A 15,280-nucleotide genomic window follows, 5' to 3' on the forward strand; every position below is an offset into this window, starting at 1 on the left:
CAAGCCGACGGCCGCGCGGGCACACTTCACGCGGCTGACAGGTCTCGTTCATCACCGCGTCGGCCGGCGCGCCTAGGTTCTGCTCGCCGAAGCCGAGGAGGGTCCATGTCCGAGTCCAGCAAACACACCGTCAGCCGCCGGGGAGCACTCGGCCTGTTGGGCGCCGGGGCGGCCGTGCCGCTGCTCGGCACCGGTGTGGCGAGCGCCGCCCCGCAGAGCGCCGCGTTCGTGCCGCAGGTGGGGTCCGGCACGACGCCCGTGCAGGGTCTGCACCTCACGTTCGGCCGCGACCCCTCGCGGCAGATGGTGGTCTCGTGGATCACCGAAGCGTCCGTGCGCAAGCCGCGGGTCCTCTACGGCACGCTCGACGGCGGCTTCGGCGCCGTGGCGCAGGCCGACACCCGCACGTACGTCGACGGCACGTCCGGCCGCACCGTGTGGGTGCACCACGCGCTGCTCGACCGGCTGCGCCCGGGCACCGAGTACATCTACGCCGCGCAGCACGACGGCGCGACCCCCGACGCGGCGACCTTCCGCACCGCGCCGAGCGGCCGGTCCGCGTTCACCTTCACGAGCTTCGGCGACCAGTCGGCTCCGCAGGTCACCTGGAACGCGAGCGGTGCCGTCGGGCTCGACGCCAACTCGACCCCGGCCACGAAGGACATCGTGACGGGCATCGAGACCGTCGCCCCGCTGTTCCACCTGCTCAACGGGGACCTGTGCTACGCGAACCTCGACCTCGACCGCGTGCGCACCTGGAACAACTTCTTCACCAACAACACCCGCTCCGCGCGCTACCGCCCGTGGATGCCGGCCGCGGGCAACCACGAGATCGAGAAGCTCAACGGCGAGATCGGCCTGTCCGCGTACCAGGCGTACTTCGACCTGCCCTCCACCGAAACCGACGCCGAGCTGGCCGGTCTCTGGTACGGCTTCACCGCCGGTTCCGTGCGGGTGATCGTGCTGCAGAACGACGACAACTGCCTGCAGGACGGCGGCGACGTCTACATCAACGGCTACTCCGGTGGCCGCCAGCTGGCCTGGCTGAAGAAGGAGCTGGCCGCGGCGCGGGCGTCGCGCGACATCGACTGGATCGTCGTCGCGATGCACCAGGTCATGGTCAGCACGTCCGACGCCAACGGCGCCGACCTCGGCCTGCGCGAGAAGTACGGGCCGCTGTTCGACCAGTACGGTGTGGACCTGGTGCTGTGCGGGCACGAGCACGACTACGAGCGATCGCTGGCGGTGCACGGTGTCGTCTCCGGCAGCGAGACGCTCACGCCGAACCCCGTCTCGTCGGCCACCGACAACATCGACGCCACCCACGGCACGGTGCACATGATCCTCGGCGGCGGCGGCGTGTCCGGCACGACCAACGGCAGCTTCTTCAAGGACGGCACCGGCAAGGTCATCACCGCCGTGTCCGCGAAGGCCGACCCGACGTCGGGCAAGCGGGTGGCGACCTACGTCAAGGAGCAGGCCGTGTGGAGCGCGGTCCGCGACGAGGAACACCCGTACGGCTTCGCGGCCTTCACCGTGGACCCGGGCCGCCACCGCGGGGACACCACGACGATGCACGTGACGTACTACAACATCAACAAGCCGCACGGCGAGCTGTCGGTGTTCGAGAAGTTCTCGCTGCACCGCCGCCGCTCCGACGGCTGAGCCGCAGCAGGAAGACGGGGCGCCATCCGGGTGGGCCGGGGCGGCGCCCTTTTTCCTTGTGCGGCTCAGCCTTGCCGGTCAACTCCTGCCGCGCGGTTGCACCCCGAATGGTCGCCGACACCCCGTTTCGGGGTCTTCGCAAGCGGTGTGCGCGCTACAGCTCGCGCCGGAGCCGGTGCCCCTCGGCCGACAGTCCTCTATGGACATCCGGGCCAGCGAGGAGAGCCCGGACGAATTGCGCCCGCTGGCGTCCTTCATCACCAACGGGCACGCCGGGCTGCCCGTCCGGCTCAGCCGCCGACCGAATTGATGTGCTCCGCCTCGATCTTCCACAGCACGCGGACCTGGTCGCGGCCGCCGTACCACGCGTAGGGCCGCCCGGTGTAGCGCTGGGCCAGCTTTTCGATGTGCTCGGCGCCGCCTTCTGTCGTGGCCTCCAGCACGCGCCCGCGCACCGCGAAGTACCGGTACGGGCGCTCGGCGTCCACCACGTTCAACGCCACCCGCGGATCCCGCGCGACGTTGCGCACCTTGCGGAACCCCTCGACCGTGTTGACCAGCACGTGCTTCCCGTCCGTGTCCACCCACGTCTGCGTCAACTGCGGCGACCCATCCGGCATCGACGTGGCGATGAAGCACAGACTCGGCTTCTCCAGCAATGTCAGCAACTCCGCAGGCAACTCCATGCCACCACGCTAGTCGCCCACCACCCCCCATCCGACCGCACCCACACACCACCACACCGCACCGACACACCGGCACGGCACACCCCCGACAACCCCGCACCCAGACCCGCCCCACACCACCTACGACACCGCCACGCACGCACCCACCGAACCTGCACCCAGACCCCGCCCTGCACCGAGACCCCGCCCTGCACCTCGATCCGCAGCCCCAACGCGGTCCGGATCACCTTGTCAAGGCACGCTTTCCCGCCTTGACAAGGTGATCCAGACCGCCGTTACCATCCTCGGATCCGGGGTGGATTCAAACCAGCGCAACGTCGCGCTCCAGGCGCGACGAGCCGCTAATACACCCACTCAAGTACTTTTCACCCCCATCCCTCACCACGCCCGCTCCACTGCCGCCGCAAAGCGGATAATCACCGCGTGGACGACGCACGCGCCGGAAAGGTCACTTTCGCCGACCTCGAGCTCCTGCTGAGCTTCGCGGACACCGAGCACTTCGGCCAGACCGCCGCCGAGCTCGGCGTCAGCGTCGCGACGGTCCAGCGCGGCATCCGCGCCCTCGAACGAAAACTGGAAATCCGCCTGGTCGAACAGGACGGCCGGCGCGTCCGCATGTTGCCCGCGGGTCACGTCCTGGTCCGCGAAGCCCACGCCGTGCTACGGGCCCGTTCCGAAGCCGTCGGCGCCGCCCTCGCCGACGCCGGCGAACCGCAGCGCCTGCTCAGGATCGCCCACACCTATTCCCTCGGCCTGGGCTTCGTCCCCTGCGTCCTCGCCGATCTGCTCGAGGAGCGCCCCGGACTCCGCCTCCGCTGCAGCCAGGGCCCGGCCACCGGAGTCGTCGAGATGCTCCTGCGGGGCGACGCCGACGTCGGTTTCTCCTCGGTGGCACCGACGGAAACCGACCTCGTGGTCGAGCCGCTGTTCACCGAGTCCCTGCTGCTGGCCGTGCCGGTCGGCGACCCGCTGGCGAACCGGGAACGGGTGTCGCTGCGGGAGGTCCGGGACCGGCCGTTCGTGGCGATGGAGCCGGGTTCGAGCAGCCGCACGCACATGGTCAACGCGTGCGCGCGGGCCGGGTTCGTGCCGAGGATCGCGGTGGAAGGCAACGACTTGTTCGTGGTCGAGTCCATGGTGGGCGCGGGGATCGGCGTGTCGGTGGTGCCCGAGGGCATGAACGACCACCAGCACCCGCGGATCACGCGGATCAAGATCGACGACCCGTCGTTCTCCGGCCGCACGATCTTCCTCGCGTGGCACCGCAGCTCGACCGTGGCCGACAGCGTGCAGGCGCTCGCGCACCTCGCGCGCGAGCGCGGCAGGCTCATGTCGCGATCGTTGCGCCGCGTGCAATGATCCCGCCGCACGTTGGCGTTGTTCCCCACCGTAGACCTCCCTACGCTTTTCGATCATGGTCGCCACCACCGCCCGGACCAGGACTTCCGAGTTCTGCGCGTGGGTGCTCGACGCCTCTGTGGCGCCGTTGCCCGACGCGGTGGCGTACGCGGCCAGGCGGAGCCTGTTCAACGTGCTCGGCACGGCGATCGGCGCGGCGCCCACGCCCGCGGTCGAGGCGCTCCTGACGACTGCCCGCACGAGCGGTGGCACCGGCGCGGTCGTCGTGCCGGGCCGGGTGGACACCGTGGACTCCCACTGGGGCGCGATCATCGCCGGCACCGCCGCGCACCACGACGACTTCGACGACACGCACCTGGCCACCGTGATCCACCCCGGTGCCGCGACGCTGGGCGCGATGCTGGCGCTGGCGACCGAACGGTGCGCGCCAGGCGCCCGCCTGCTCTCGGCGTTCGCGCTCGGCTGCGAGGTGCAGCTGCGGATCGGCGTGGCGATCTCCCCGAGCCACTACGACCGCGGCTGGCACATCACCGGCACCTGCGGCGTGTTCGGCGCGGCCGTGGCCGCGGGTGTGCTCATGGGGTTCTCCGCGCCTGAGCTGGCCCACGCGCTGGCGTGCGCGTCGACGATGGTGCTCGGTCACCGCGAGGGGTTCGGCAGCGCGACCAAGCCGTTCCACGCCGGCAAGGCCGCCGCCAACGGCGTGCTCGCGGCCCGGCTGGCGGCCGAGGGGGTGCCGGGGTTCGCCGACCCGCTCGGCGACCACGGCGTGCTGCCCGTGTTCGCCGACGCCGTGGACGGCGACGCGTTCGTGCGGGACGGCCGCTGGGAGCTCGAGGACAACACGTTCAAGCCGTACCCGTGCGGGATCGTCGCGCACCCGGCGATCGACGCGGCGGTGGCGCTGGCGCCCCGCCTCACGGACCCGGGCGCGATCACCGGTGTCGAGGTGCGCTGCCACCCGCTCGTGCCGGAACTGATGGGCCGCCACCAGCCGAACGACGGGCTGCAGGCGAAGTTCAGCGCCCCCCACGCGGTGGCCGTCGGCCTGCTCGGCGGCCGCGCCGGCATCCCGGAATTCGGTGACGCCCGCGCCGTGGACCCCGACGTGATCCGGCTGCGCGACCTGATCAGCTTGCGCCCCGTGCCCGGCTGTGCGCGCGACGAGGCGACCGTGACGATCTCCCTCGCCGATGGCGGGCGGCTGCGCGAGCACGTCGCCCACGCGCGCGGCAGCCTGGCCCGCCCGCTCACCGACGACGAACTGGGCGCGAAGGTGCGCGACCTCGTCGTCCCCGTTCTCGGTCCCGGGGCGCCGCGGCGGCTGTCCGCCGCCGTGCGGGACCTGGCCGCGGCACCCGATCCCCGGGCGCTCCTCGCGGCGACCCGGCCGGCCGAGGGGGCCGACCGGTGACCGCGAACCGCGCGAGCTCGTCCCGCCGCGGCCACCCCATCATCTCCCCCGCTCGTCCCCGCGAAGATCGATCGAGCTGAAGGAGCCCGTGCCGTGAAGTCCACTACCGTTGCCCACGCGTTCGGAGCCGACTGGTGAGCCCGGCCCCTGTCCACCCCGCCACTGTCGAAGACCGGGCCCTGGCCGCGTTCGCGTGCGCCATCGGGGCCGAAGTCACACCGCCCGCCGGTATCGTCACCGGAGCCGCCGGTCCGGCGGGCCCGTCCTCGCCGGAGCGGCCGCGTCCAGCCCGTCCGGAAGCCGATTGGTGACCGCACCGGCTACCAGCCCGACCCGGCACCGCCCCGCCACCCCCCTCGGCGAGGCGGTGCCCCACCTCCCCGGATGATGACCACCGAAGACCTCGTCACCGCCGTTCTCACGCCGCCGTCCGGCGTCGCGCTGGACCACGCCGCCGGCGAGCTCGCCCGCTTCCACCGCGCCGTCGCACTGGGCCGGGCCAGCACGGCCGCGCTCGCCGTGCGGCGGCTGCCCGGTCACGACGGCGACCCGGCGCGAACCGCCTGGTGCGAAGGCACTGCCGCGGCGTGCGCGGCTGGCCAGCCGATGTGGGTGGCCGTCTGCGCGGCCGCCGCCGCACTGGGCGAAGGGGACCCGCGCGGCGCAGTCCGGGCCGTCGCGATCGGCTACGGAGTGGCCGCCCGCGTGGCGGCCGCCCTCGGGCCCCGGCACGCGCTGTCGGGCTGGTGCCAGGAGACGACGGCGGGCGCGATCGGCGCCGTCGCGGCGGCCGGGTGTGCCGCCGGGCTGACCGCCGCCCCGCTGCGCCACGCCGTCGGCATCTGCGCCACTCAGGCCGCCGGGTTGTCCGCCGCGGCCGAAACCCCGCTGGGCCCGCTGCAGGTCGGCAAGGCGGCGGGCAACGCCGTGGAAGCCGTGCTGCTGAGCCGCAACGGGTTCACCTCGGCCGAGCAGCCGCTCGAAGGAAGGCGCGGGCTCTACGCCCTGCTGTCCGAAGGGGACTGACGTGACGCTGCAGGCCAGGCTGGACCGCCTCCCGTGGTCGCGCTACCAGTGGCAGGTGGCGGGGACGCTCGCGTTCTGCTTCGCGTTCGAGCTGGCCGACATCAATTCCTTCGCCTACGCCGCCCCCGCCGTGCACCATGCGCTGCGCGTCGGCTTCCGCGCCGTCTCGGTCGTCACCGCCGCCGGGTTCCTCGGCATGTTCACCGGGGCCGCGCTCGGCGGACGGCTCGCCGAACGGTTCGGGCGCCGCCGGGGCCTGCGCGCTTCGGTGGTGTGGTTTTCGGTGTGCTCCCTGGCCAACGCGGCCGCGTTCGACGCGACCACACTCACCGCGGCGCGGTTCCTGACCGGGTGCGGCCTCGGCGCGATGACCGTCGTCGCCGTCACCTACCTCGCGGAGCTGGTACCCGCGAACCAGCGCGGCCGGCTGCAGGCGAGCACGCTCGCGGCCGGGCTGCCGGGCATCCCGGCCATGGCGTTCTCCGCGCGCGCGGTGATCGGCCTCGGTCCGCAGGGCTGGCGGCTGATCTTCGTGTTCGGCGCACTGGGCCTGGTGCCGCTGGTGATCACGAGGTGGCTGCCGGAATCACCGGCGTGGCTGCTGGCGCACGGGCGCGCGGCCGAAGCCGCCGACGCCGTCGCCGCGATCGAGGGCCGGGTCGGGCGTCCGCTGCCGCCCGTGGTCGTCGCGGCGCCGGTGCCGGTGCCGCCGCGGCTTCGCGCCCGGCTGCTGTTCTTCGGGCCGCTCGGACGGCGCACGGTGCTGCTGATGACCGTGTGGGTCCTGCTCACGATCAGCTACTACGGCTTCGCGTCGTTCGCGCCGGCCCTGTTGCACGACCACGGGTTCACCCTCACCCACAGCGTCGGCTACACGGCGCTGACGACGCTGGGCGCGGTGCCCGGTGCGCTGCTCGCGTGGCCCGTCGCGGACCGCTTCGGCATGCGCGGCCCGATCACGGTGCTCAGCCTGCTGTTCGCCGGCTCGGGTGTCGCGTATGGACTGACGTTCGCGCCCACCGCCATCGTCGTGTTCGGTTTTCTCGTGGCCGCGCTGAACCAGGCGCTCGTGGCACTCATGTACTCCTATACGCCCCGGCTGTTCCCCGTGGAGATCCGCGCGACCGCCACCGGGATCTGCTACGGCGCGGGGCGGCTGCTCAACGCGTTCGGCCCGCTCGTGGTCGGGCAGATCTACCTGACGCTCGGCTACACGCCCGTGTTCGTGTTCGTCGGCGCCTGCGGCGCGCTGATCGCGGTTTCGGTGCTCGCGCTCGCCCCGCGGCGCGCGGCGCTGGCCCCGGTGGCCGAACCCGCGCCGAGCCCGGCCTGAGATGCGCCTCTGGATCCTCAAGCCGGGAGGGCGTGCCGGATTTCGCGGGCGACGTGGCGTTCGAGGCATCGGATGATGTCGCGTCCGGTCAGTCCTTGTTTGGTTCGTTGTGGGGCCTAAGCCCGGGTCTGTGGGGTCGTAGCGCAGCCGGCACAGGACCATGCGGTAGAGGGCTGCGTTCGCCCGTCGGTCGGTGGTGGTGCGGCACCCACCCCAGCGGGCGGACAAGGCAGTGCCGGGGCGCCTCCGGCCAGGCTCCACTCAGATCACGCCGCTCAGCGAGTGACGTGCAGGCGGGGCCACCCGCACCGAGCGAGAGAGCTCAGCAAAGACACCAAGGTCGGTCAGACAACGGTTCGACTCGGGCGGATGACCCCGTACCCCATGGTCACCCTCAGACGCCCCAGTCCGCGATGACCGCGGCGGTGTCCGCGCCCGGTTTCGGCGGCGGCGACGGCAGATCCGGCACGGTGCGCGAGAACCGCGGGGCCGGCGCGGGCTGCACCACGCCGTCGAGCTCGACCAGGCCGGCCCGCGCCGCGATGTGCGGGTGCGCGGCGACTTCGTCCGGTTCGAGCACGGGCGTGACGCAGGCGTCGACGTCGGCGAACACCGCGGCCCACTCGTCGCGGGTGCGCGTGAGGAACTCCTTGGTGAACACCGTCCGAAGCGTCGGCCACCCCGCTTTGTCCATCTGCGGCGGCAAATCCGCTGGATCGAGGCCCAGCCCGGCGAGCAGCGCCGCGTAGAACTGCGGTTCCAGTGCGCCGACGGCGACGAACTTGCCGTCCGCGCACACGTAGGTGTCGTAACACGGCGCGCCGCCGTCGAGCAGGTTCACGCCGCGGTCGTCGGACCACTGGCCGAGTCCACGCAGCGACCACAGCATCTGCGCGAGCACACTCGTGCCGTCGACCATCGCGGCGTCGACGACCTGGCCCTGGCCGGTGCGTTCCCGTTCCCACAGCGCCGAAAGGATGCCGGTGAGCAGGAACATCGAGCCGCCGCCGAAGTCGCCGACGAGGTTGAGCGGCGGCACCGGCCGCTCGCGCGTGCGCCCGATCGCGTTCAGCACACCGACGAGGCCGATGTAGTTGATGTCGTGCCCGGCCCGCTGCGCCAGCGGACCGTCCTGGCCCCAGCCGGTCATGCGGCCGTAGACCAGCCGCGGGTTGCGCGCGTGGCAGTCGGCCGGGCCGACGCCGAGCCGTTCGGTGACGCCCGGTCGAAGACCCTCCACCAGCACGTCGGCCTTCCCGGCCAGCCGCAGCACGAGGTCGCGCCCCTCGGGCGATTTCAGGTCGGCCGCGACGGACCGGCGGCCGCGCAGCAGCGGGTCCGGCTTGCCACCGGACAGGTCCAGCGACCCCGACGGCCGCTCGACGCGCACGACGTCCGCACCCAGGTCGGCGAGCACCATGCACGCGTGGGGCCCGGGACCGATCCCAGCCAGCTCCACGACCTTCAGCCCGCTCAGCGGTCCCGCCACGTGCCCTCCTCGGCGTCTTCCGGTGCCCGATCCCCCGGACCCTACCGGGACTCAGACGGCCAGTTTGGTGAGCAGCGCCACGAGCTGCTCGCGTTCGCGGGCGTCGAGCGGCGCCAGCATCGATTCGTTCACGCCCTCGACCACGGGGACCGCCGCCGCCAGCAGCTCTTCCCCGGCCGGGGTGAGCCGCAGCTCGCGGCGCCGCCGGTCGGTGCCCACGGTCCGCTCGATCAGGCCGCGCTCTTCCAAGCGCAGCAACAAGTTCGCGAGAGTGGCCTTGTCGGTCGCGGCTCGCTGCCCCGCCGACGCCTGGTCCAGCCCGGGCGTCTCCGAGATCGCGATCAGCACGGCGTACTGCGGCTTCGTGAGCCCGGGCAGCTTCGCCTGCCAGCGGGCACCGTGCTCCTGCATCGCCCGCCGCATGGCGTGGAACACGGACTGGTCCATCCGGCTCGTCATGGTCCCGATGTTATTATGGAGACGAACGGTTCGTATACGAACTAGTCGAAGGAGGACATCGTGCGGCTGATCGTCGGCATGACGGGTGCGACCGGGGCGCCGTTCGGCGTCCGGCTGCTCGAGGTGCTGCGCGCGATGCCGGACGTGGAGACGCACCTGGTGCTGAGCCGCTGGGCCCGCACCACGATCCGGCTGGAGACCTCGCTGTCCGCGCACGAGGTCGGCAAGCTCGCCGACGTCGTGTACTCCCCCGACGACCAGGCTGCCGCGATCTCGTCCGGCTCGTGCCGGACCGACGGGATGGTGGTGATCCCCTGCAGCATGAAAACGCTCGCCGGGATCCGCACCGGCTACTCCGAAGGCCTGCTGGGCCGCGCCGCCGACGTGGTGCTCAAGGAGCGCCGCAAGCTGGTGCTGGTGCCGCGCGAGACGCCGCTTTCGGAGATCCACCTGGAGAACATGCTCGCGCTCACCCGCATGGGCGCGGTTCTCGTGCCGCCGATGCCCGCCTTCTACAACCACCCGGAAACGCTCGACGACGTGCTCGACCACGTCGTCGCCCGCGTGCTCGACCAGTTCGGCCTGTCCGCGCCCGCGGCCCGCCGCTGGACCGGGCTGACCGGGCCGAACACCCCGGAGGACCCATGCCCCACGACGACCTCAGGTCGTTCCTGACCACGCTCGAGGAACAGGGCCAGCTGCTGCGGGTGACCGAGCAGGTCGCGCCCGAGCCCGACCTCGCCGCGGCCGCCAACGCCGTGACGAAGCTCGGCGGCGCCGCGCCCGCGCTGTACTTCGACGACGTGGCCGGGTTCACCGACGCCCGCATCGCGCTCAACGTGCACGGTTCGTGGGCCAACCACGCGCTCGCGCTGGGACTGCCCGCCGACACGGGCGTGAAGGACCAGGTCGCGGAGTTCATCCGGCGCTGGGAGTCGTTCCCGGTCCCGGTCGAGCGGCGCGCCGATCCGCCCTGGGCGGAAAACGTGATCGAGGGCGCGGACGTCGACCTGTTCTCCGTGCTGCCCCTGTTCCGCCTCAACGACGGCGACGGCGGCTTCTACCTGGACAAAGCCGCCGTCGTCTCGCGCGATCCGGAGGACCCGGAGAACTCGGGCAAGCAGAACGTCGGCATCTACCGCTTGCAGGTGAAGGGCCGGGCCGAGTTGGGCATCCAGCCCGTGCCGGTGCACGACATCGCGCTGCAGCTGGCGAAGGCCGAGCGCGTCGGCGAGGACCTGCCCGTGGCCATCGCGCTGGGCAACGACCCGGTGATCCCGATCGTGGCCGCCACACCGCTGGCCTACGACCAGAATGAGTACGAGCTGGCGGGCGCCCTGCGCGGCGCCCCGTGTCCCGTCACCGCCGCGCCCCTGACCGGCCTCGACGTGCCGTGGGGCGCGGAAGCGGTGCTGGAAGGCGTGATCGTCGGCCGGCGGCGCGAGCTGGAGGGCCCCTTCGGCGAGTTCACCGGGCACTACTCCGGCGGCCGCAGCATGCCTGTCATCCGCATCGATCGGATTTCCTACCGCACGCGTCCGGTGTTCGAATCGCTCTACCTCGGCATGCCGTGGACCGAAATCGACTACCTCATGGCCGCGAACACGTGCGTGCCGATCCACCAGCAGCTCAAGGCCGACTTCCCCGAGGTGCAGGCCGTCAACGCCATGTACACCCACGGCTTGCTCGCCATCATCTCGACCGAACGCCGCTACGGCGGGTTCGCCAAGGCCGTCGGCATGCGCGCGATGACCACACCCCACGGCCTCGGGTACGTGAAGACAGTGATCCTCGTCGACGAGGACGTCGACCCGTTCGACCTGCCGCAGGTCATGTGGGCGATGTCCACGAAGGTCAACGCCGCAGGCGACGTGCTGATCCTGCCGAACCTGCCCGTGGTCGCCCTCGACCCGTCGGCCCAGCCCGCCGGCATCACGCACAAGATGATCATCGACGCCACCACACCCGTCGCACCCGACGACCGGGGCCACTTCAGCCAGCCGGTGCGCGACTTGCCGGAGACCGCGGCGTGGGTGGACAAACTGCGCGCACTGGCCGCCCGATGACCCGCCCGGAAGGAGCCCGTCCCGTGTCCTGCCCCCGCTGCGACCACCCCGAAGTCGCGACACTCGCCGACTCGCCCGTGCCCGGCGTGTGGCAGGTGCTGCAGTGCGCGCGCTGCCGTTACACCTGGCGCACCACGGAACCGAAGCGCCGCACCGACCGCGCCGCCTATCCCGACGCGTTCCGGCTCACCCCCGCGGACATCACCTCGGCCGACGAGGTTCCCGCCGTGCCCCCGCTAGAGTCGCGCGCATGAGCGACACACTGATGTGGGAAGTCCGCGCCGCCCCCGGCCGCCAGCAGGATCTGCTCGACTGGGTGGAGGCCACCGCGGTCCCCGCCCTCAAAGCCACGCCGGACCTGGCCGCCGCCGACGTGTACCTCGGCGGACAGGACCGGGTCGTCGTGATCGCGCGCTGGATCGCGACCACTCCGCCGCGCCTGCCCGACCCGCCGGAGGAGCTGCTGGCGCGTCCCGTCGCGCAGTGGCCGTTCCAGCACCACAGCCGGATCGCGCCCTGAGCCGATAGGTTGGGGTGGCCGGAACGACATTCCTCTTGGAGGGCACCGATGACAGTGGCGCAGATCGCCTACATCCGTCCGAAAGCGGGCAAAGAGGCGGAGGTGGAGCGGGTGCTGCGCGGGCTCGTCGATGCGGCGCGGCAGGAAGAGGGCACGTTGCTCTACCTGCTCAACCGCCGCGAGGACGAGTTCGTGTTCTACGAGATGTTCGCGGACGCGGACGCGCTGAAGGTCCACAGTGGCAACGACGCGCTGCGCGGATTGGTCGCGCGGGCCGACCAGCTGCTCGACGGCGGGATCAAGGTCGAGAAGGTGACGTACCTCGACGGAGCGGGCCGCTTCAGCTGAAACCTTCTCCCGCTCCCACTTCACCCGATGAGGGGACAATGAGGCTGGCCCGGTGAAGTGCTGGGTATCCCTCGCAATGTCCGGCTCGAAATTCGGCACGACGGAAGGGAGCGCGAGATGAGCATGTTCGACAAGGCCAAGGAAAAGCTGCAGGAGTTCGCGGGCCAGCACCCGGACCAGGTCGGCCAGGGCATCGACAAGGCCGCCGACGTCGCCGATGAAAAGACCGGCGGCAAGTACGGCGACCAGATCGACAAGGGCGCGGACAAGGTGAAGGACCACTTCAGCGGCGGCGACGAGCAGCAACCGCCGCAGTAGCCGGCCGCCCACCGAGGAGGCCTCCCGCCGGGAATCCCGAGCCGGCCGGGAGGCCTCCTCTCGTGGTGCTGAATTTTCACGGCGCCGGGCTTTTCACGGCCCCAGCGTTCAGGAAGCCAAGTGCGCCAGCGCTTCCTCGAGGTCGACCACGTCGGCGTACTTCGCGTCGAGGTCGACCAGGTTGTTCTCGTGCACGGCTTCCGTGCGGTCGGCGCAGGCCTGGCGGACGACCTTCGGCCGGATCCCGTGGTTGAGCGCGTCCATCGCCGACGCCCGCACGCAGCCGGAGGTCGACACTCCCGTCACCACGAGCGTGTCCACTCCGGACGTGACCAAAGTGGACGCCAGCGAGGTGCCGAAGAATGCCGACGCGTACTGCTTCGCCACCACGACCTCACCGGGTTCGGGCTTGAGCGGCCCGATCTCGCCCCAGCCGCCCTCGGCACCTTCCTCGAACGCCGCCAGCGCCGGCACCTTGCGCACAAACAGGCCGCCGTCGGCGAGCCCGCGTGTGAAGGCGACCGACGTCCAGACGACCGGGTGGCCGTGCGTGCGGGCGGCTTCGAGCAACCGGCGCGTGGCCTCGATCGCCGGCTGCGGCGAAGGCAGCTCGAACGGCCCGCCCGGTTCAGTGTAGGCGCGCACGAGGTCGATCACGAGCAGCGCGGGCCGCGCGCCCCAGCCGAGCCGGCCGGAGAACGCGGACCCGTGCGGCCCGCTCACGACGCCGACCAGACCGGCCGCTGCGGCGCGGGCAGGCCGGTTTCGGCCTCGCAGTTGGCCAGGAGCTCTTCGATCGGCGGGCCCATGTCGAACACCGGGAGCTCGGCCGGCCGCGACGCGCGCAGCTGGTCGCGCAGGGTTTGCGTGGCCCCTTCGTCCACAGTGCCGTCTTCGGCCACGACCACGCCGTAGCCGCGGGCACCGTCCACAGTGACCAGTCCGCGGGCCACTTCGAGACCCACCAGCGCCGGGTCGCGTTCGAGCGGATCGCCCCAGCCGCCGCCACCCCAGGTGACGAAGTGCAGCACGTCTCCCGGGTGCACCGGCACGTCGTGGCACTTGCTGGGCAGCACCTCCTTCATGCCCCCGGCGCGTTCGAGCCACTTCGTGCCGCGGGCGCCGGGCGCACCGCCGTTGACACCCCACGGGTAGGTGAGCCAGCGGTCGTCGTGGATGGCGATCGTGCCGGGTTCGGAAAAGACGTAGGTCACGTCCACACCATTGCCGCCGCGGTGCAGGCCGGCACCGCCGGTGTCGGCGACGGTCTCCCAGCGCTCGATGCGCAGCGGGTAGTAGGACTCCAGGTACTCGCACGGGATGTTGACGAAGCTCGGCCACAGCGAGTGCCCGTCAGGCCCGTCGCCGAGCGGCCGGCCGGGGATGCCGCCGAAGCCGATCGAGTACAGCTGGAACCACTCGCCCTTGCGCTCGCCCGAGGAGTAATAGCCCGAGTACATGAAGTGCGGGCTGGAGGAGAAGCCCGCGGCGTTGAGCAGCGCCGGGTTCGTCTGGCCCAGCAGCCCCCCGAACAGGTCGAACACGCGCCCGATGCCGTGGTTGCGGCCGTTGAGCGACGCCGGGTGCTTGGGCTTCCAGTACGAACCGTCCGGGATGGTCACGTCGACCAGCGGGTAGAACCCGTCGTTCCAGAGGATCTGCGGGTCGGCGACGGTGATCATGTAGATCCCGAAGAACATCCGGGTCAGGTTCTCGTTGATGTAGTAGTTCACCGGTCCCGCGGCCTGCGGCGAGCTGCCGGTGAAGTCCAGGTGCACCTTCTCGCCGTGGCGGGTGAGCGACAGTTTCAGCTCGTACGGCCCGAAGCCGACGCCGTCGTCGCAGATGTAGTCGGTGAAACTGATGGTCTTGCCGTCTTCGAACACCGTCTGCAGCAGGACCTTCATCGCGTCGTAGTTGCGCTGCAGCAGAGCGTCCAAAGCGGACAGGTACGTCGCCGTGCCGAACCGCGTGCACATCTCCACCACGCGCCGCGACGCCGTGCGGCACGCGGCAACGAGGCCGTTGAGGTCGGCGCGGTTCCAGTCGGGCATGCGCACCTGGTTGAGGATGATCCGCAGCGCGTCCTCGTTCAGCTCGCCCTTGCGGTAGAGCTTGAACGGCGGGACGACCACCCCCTCCTCGTAGATCGTGCGCGCGTCGGTGGGCATCGAGCACGGCGTTTTGCCGCCGACGTCGGACATGTGCCCGAACATCGACGCCCAGCCGACCAGCCGGCCCTCGTGGTAGATCGGCATGACGAGCAGCCAGTCGTTGGCGTGGCTGATCGCGGCGCCGCACGCGTACGGGTCCGACGTCATGAGCACGTCGCCCTCTTCGATGGTGTCGTCGAAGCCTTCGAGGAAGTCCGGGATGGACAGACCGAACTGGCCCACGACCATCTTTCCGCTCGGGTCGCCGATGAGGGGGAACTCGTCGTGCTGCTCGCGGATGCCGGGTGAGAGCGCGGTGCGGAACAGCACCTCGTCCATCTCGTAGCGGGCGTTGCGCAGGCCGTTCTCGATCAGGTCGAGGGTGACCGGGTCCACTTCGGACTTCTCGACGGCGCTGGTCGCGGTCTCGATGATGCGTGCCAA

Annotated in this window: 16 protein-coding genes; 11 read left to right on the forward strand and 5 right to left on the reverse strand. The window is 71.4% G+C overall.

Annotation, left to right across the window (positions count from 1 at the left end; translation table 11 throughout):
- Positions 1-105: 105 nt before the first annotated feature.
- Positions 106-1,665, forward strand: coding sequence for a metallophosphoesterase family protein (locus I6J71_RS29455; RefSeq protein ID WP_204089845.1), 1,560 nt, complete (start codon positions 106-108; stop codon positions 1,663-1,665).
- 290 nt (positions 1,666-1,955) lie between these two features.
- On the opposite strand, the gene I6J71_RS29460 is transcribed toward I6J71_RS29455, so the two are convergent.
- Positions 1,956-2,351, reverse strand: coding sequence for a PPOX class F420-dependent oxidoreductase (locus I6J71_RS29460; protein WP_204089846.1), 396 nt, complete (start codon positions 2,349-2,351; stop codon positions 1,956-1,958).
- 423 nt (positions 2,352-2,774) lie between these two features.
- Between I6J71_RS29460 and I6J71_RS29465 the strand changes: the two genes are divergently transcribed.
- The 4 genes from I6J71_RS29465 (at position 2,775) to I6J71_RS29480 (ending at position 7,483) form a co-directional block, all read left to right on the forward strand.
- Positions 2,775-3,710, forward strand: a complete 936-nt coding sequence (locus tag I6J71_RS29465; RefSeq protein ID WP_204089847.1) for a LysR family transcriptional regulator — start codon at positions 2,775-2,777, stop codon at positions 3,708-3,710.
- A gap of 55 nt (positions 3,711-3,765) precedes the next feature.
- Positions 3,766-5,124: an MmgE/PrpD family protein gene (locus I6J71_RS29470; protein WP_204089848.1), complete on the forward strand. Its 1,359-nt coding sequence runs from the start codon at positions 3,766-3,768 to the stop codon at positions 5,122-5,124.
- A 384-nt stretch (positions 5,125-5,508) separates the two neighbouring features.
- Positions 5,509-6,150, forward strand: coding sequence for an MmgE/PrpD family protein (locus I6J71_RS29475; RefSeq protein ID WP_204089849.1), 642 nt, complete (start codon positions 5,509-5,511; stop codon positions 6,148-6,150).
- A 1-nt stretch (position 6,151) separates the two neighbouring features.
- Positions 6,152-7,483, forward strand: coding sequence for an MFS transporter (locus I6J71_RS29480; RefSeq protein ID WP_204089850.1), 1,332 nt, complete (start codon positions 6,152-6,154; stop codon positions 7,481-7,483).
- Positions 7,484-7,877: 394 nt separating this feature from the next.
- On the opposite strand, the gene I6J71_RS29485 is transcribed toward I6J71_RS29480, so the two are convergent.
- Together I6J71_RS29485 and I6J71_RS29490 are read right to left on the reverse strand one after the other, a co-directional pair.
- The gene (locus I6J71_RS29485; protein ID WP_204089851.1) at positions 7,878-8,972 is read right to left on the reverse strand and encodes a CaiB/BaiF CoA-transferase family protein; all 1,095 of its coding nucleotides are present in this window, start codon (positions 8,970-8,972) and stop codon (positions 7,878-7,880) included.
- Between the two features lie 51 nt (positions 8,973-9,023).
- A complete protein-coding gene (locus I6J71_RS29490) occupies positions 9,024-9,431 on the reverse strand; it encodes a MarR family winged helix-turn-helix transcriptional regulator (protein ID WP_204089852.1) in 408 nt (135 codons plus the stop codon).
- 60 nt (positions 9,432-9,491) lie between these two features.
- Between I6J71_RS29490 and I6J71_RS29495 the strand changes: the two genes are divergently transcribed.
- From I6J71_RS29495 to I6J71_RS29520, 6 genes are all read left to right on the forward strand, one after another.
- The gene (locus I6J71_RS29495) at positions 9,492-10,106 is read left to right on the forward strand and encodes a non-oxidative hydroxyarylic acid decarboxylases subunit B (protein ID WP_204089853.1); all 615 of its coding nucleotides are present in this window, start codon (positions 9,492-9,494) and stop codon (positions 10,104-10,106) included.
- Positions 10,076-11,497 (forward strand): non-oxidative hydroxyarylic acid decarboxylases subunit C, encoded by a 1,422-nt coding sequence (locus I6J71_RS29500; RefSeq protein WP_204089854.1) that lies wholly within the window; start codon positions 10,076-10,078, stop codon positions 11,495-11,497. Before I6J71_RS29495 ends, I6J71_RS29500 begins: the two co-directional genes overlap by 31 nt.
- A gap of 23 nt (positions 11,498-11,520) precedes the next feature.
- On the forward strand, positions 11,521-11,751 hold the full coding sequence (locus I6J71_RS29505) for a non-oxidative hydroxyarylic acid decarboxylases subunit D (protein ID WP_204089855.1): 231 nt from the start codon (positions 11,521-11,523) through the stop codon (positions 11,749-11,751).
- Positions 11,748-12,017: a hypothetical protein gene (locus I6J71_RS29510; protein ID WP_204089856.1), complete on the forward strand. Its 270-nt coding sequence runs from the start codon at positions 11,748-11,750 to the stop codon at positions 12,015-12,017. Before I6J71_RS29505 ends, I6J71_RS29510 begins: the two co-directional genes overlap by 4 nt.
- A gap of 48 nt (positions 12,018-12,065) precedes the next feature.
- Positions 12,066-12,365, forward strand: coding sequence for a putative quinol monooxygenase (locus I6J71_RS29515; RefSeq protein ID WP_204089857.1), 300 nt, complete (start codon positions 12,066-12,068; stop codon positions 12,363-12,365).
- 117 nt (positions 12,366-12,482) lie between these two features.
- Positions 12,483-12,683, forward strand: a complete 201-nt coding sequence (locus tag I6J71_RS29520) for an antitoxin (protein ID WP_204089858.1) — start codon at positions 12,483-12,485, stop codon at positions 12,681-12,683.
- 108 nt (positions 12,684-12,791) lie between these two features.
- Here I6J71_RS29520 and I6J71_RS29525 read toward each other — a convergent pair whose 3' ends face one another.
- Both I6J71_RS29525 and I6J71_RS29530 read right to left on the reverse strand, forming a co-directional pair.
- Positions 12,792-13,406: an isochorismatase family protein gene (locus I6J71_RS29525; protein WP_204089859.1), complete on the reverse strand. Its 615-nt coding sequence runs from the start codon at positions 13,404-13,406 to the stop codon at positions 12,792-12,794.
- Positions 13,403-15,280, reverse strand: coding sequence for a hydantoinase B/oxoprolinase family protein (locus tag I6J71_RS29530; protein WP_204089860.1), 1,878 nt, complete (start codon positions 15,278-15,280; stop codon positions 13,403-13,405). Before I6J71_RS29530 ends, I6J71_RS29525 begins: the two co-directional genes overlap by 4 nt.

Origin of the sequence: Amycolatopsis sp. FDAARGOS 1241 (assembly GCF_016889705.1) — a bacterium.
In the GTDB taxonomy this organism is placed as follows: domain Bacteria; phylum Actinomycetota; class Actinomycetes; order Mycobacteriales; family Pseudonocardiaceae; genus Amycolatopsis.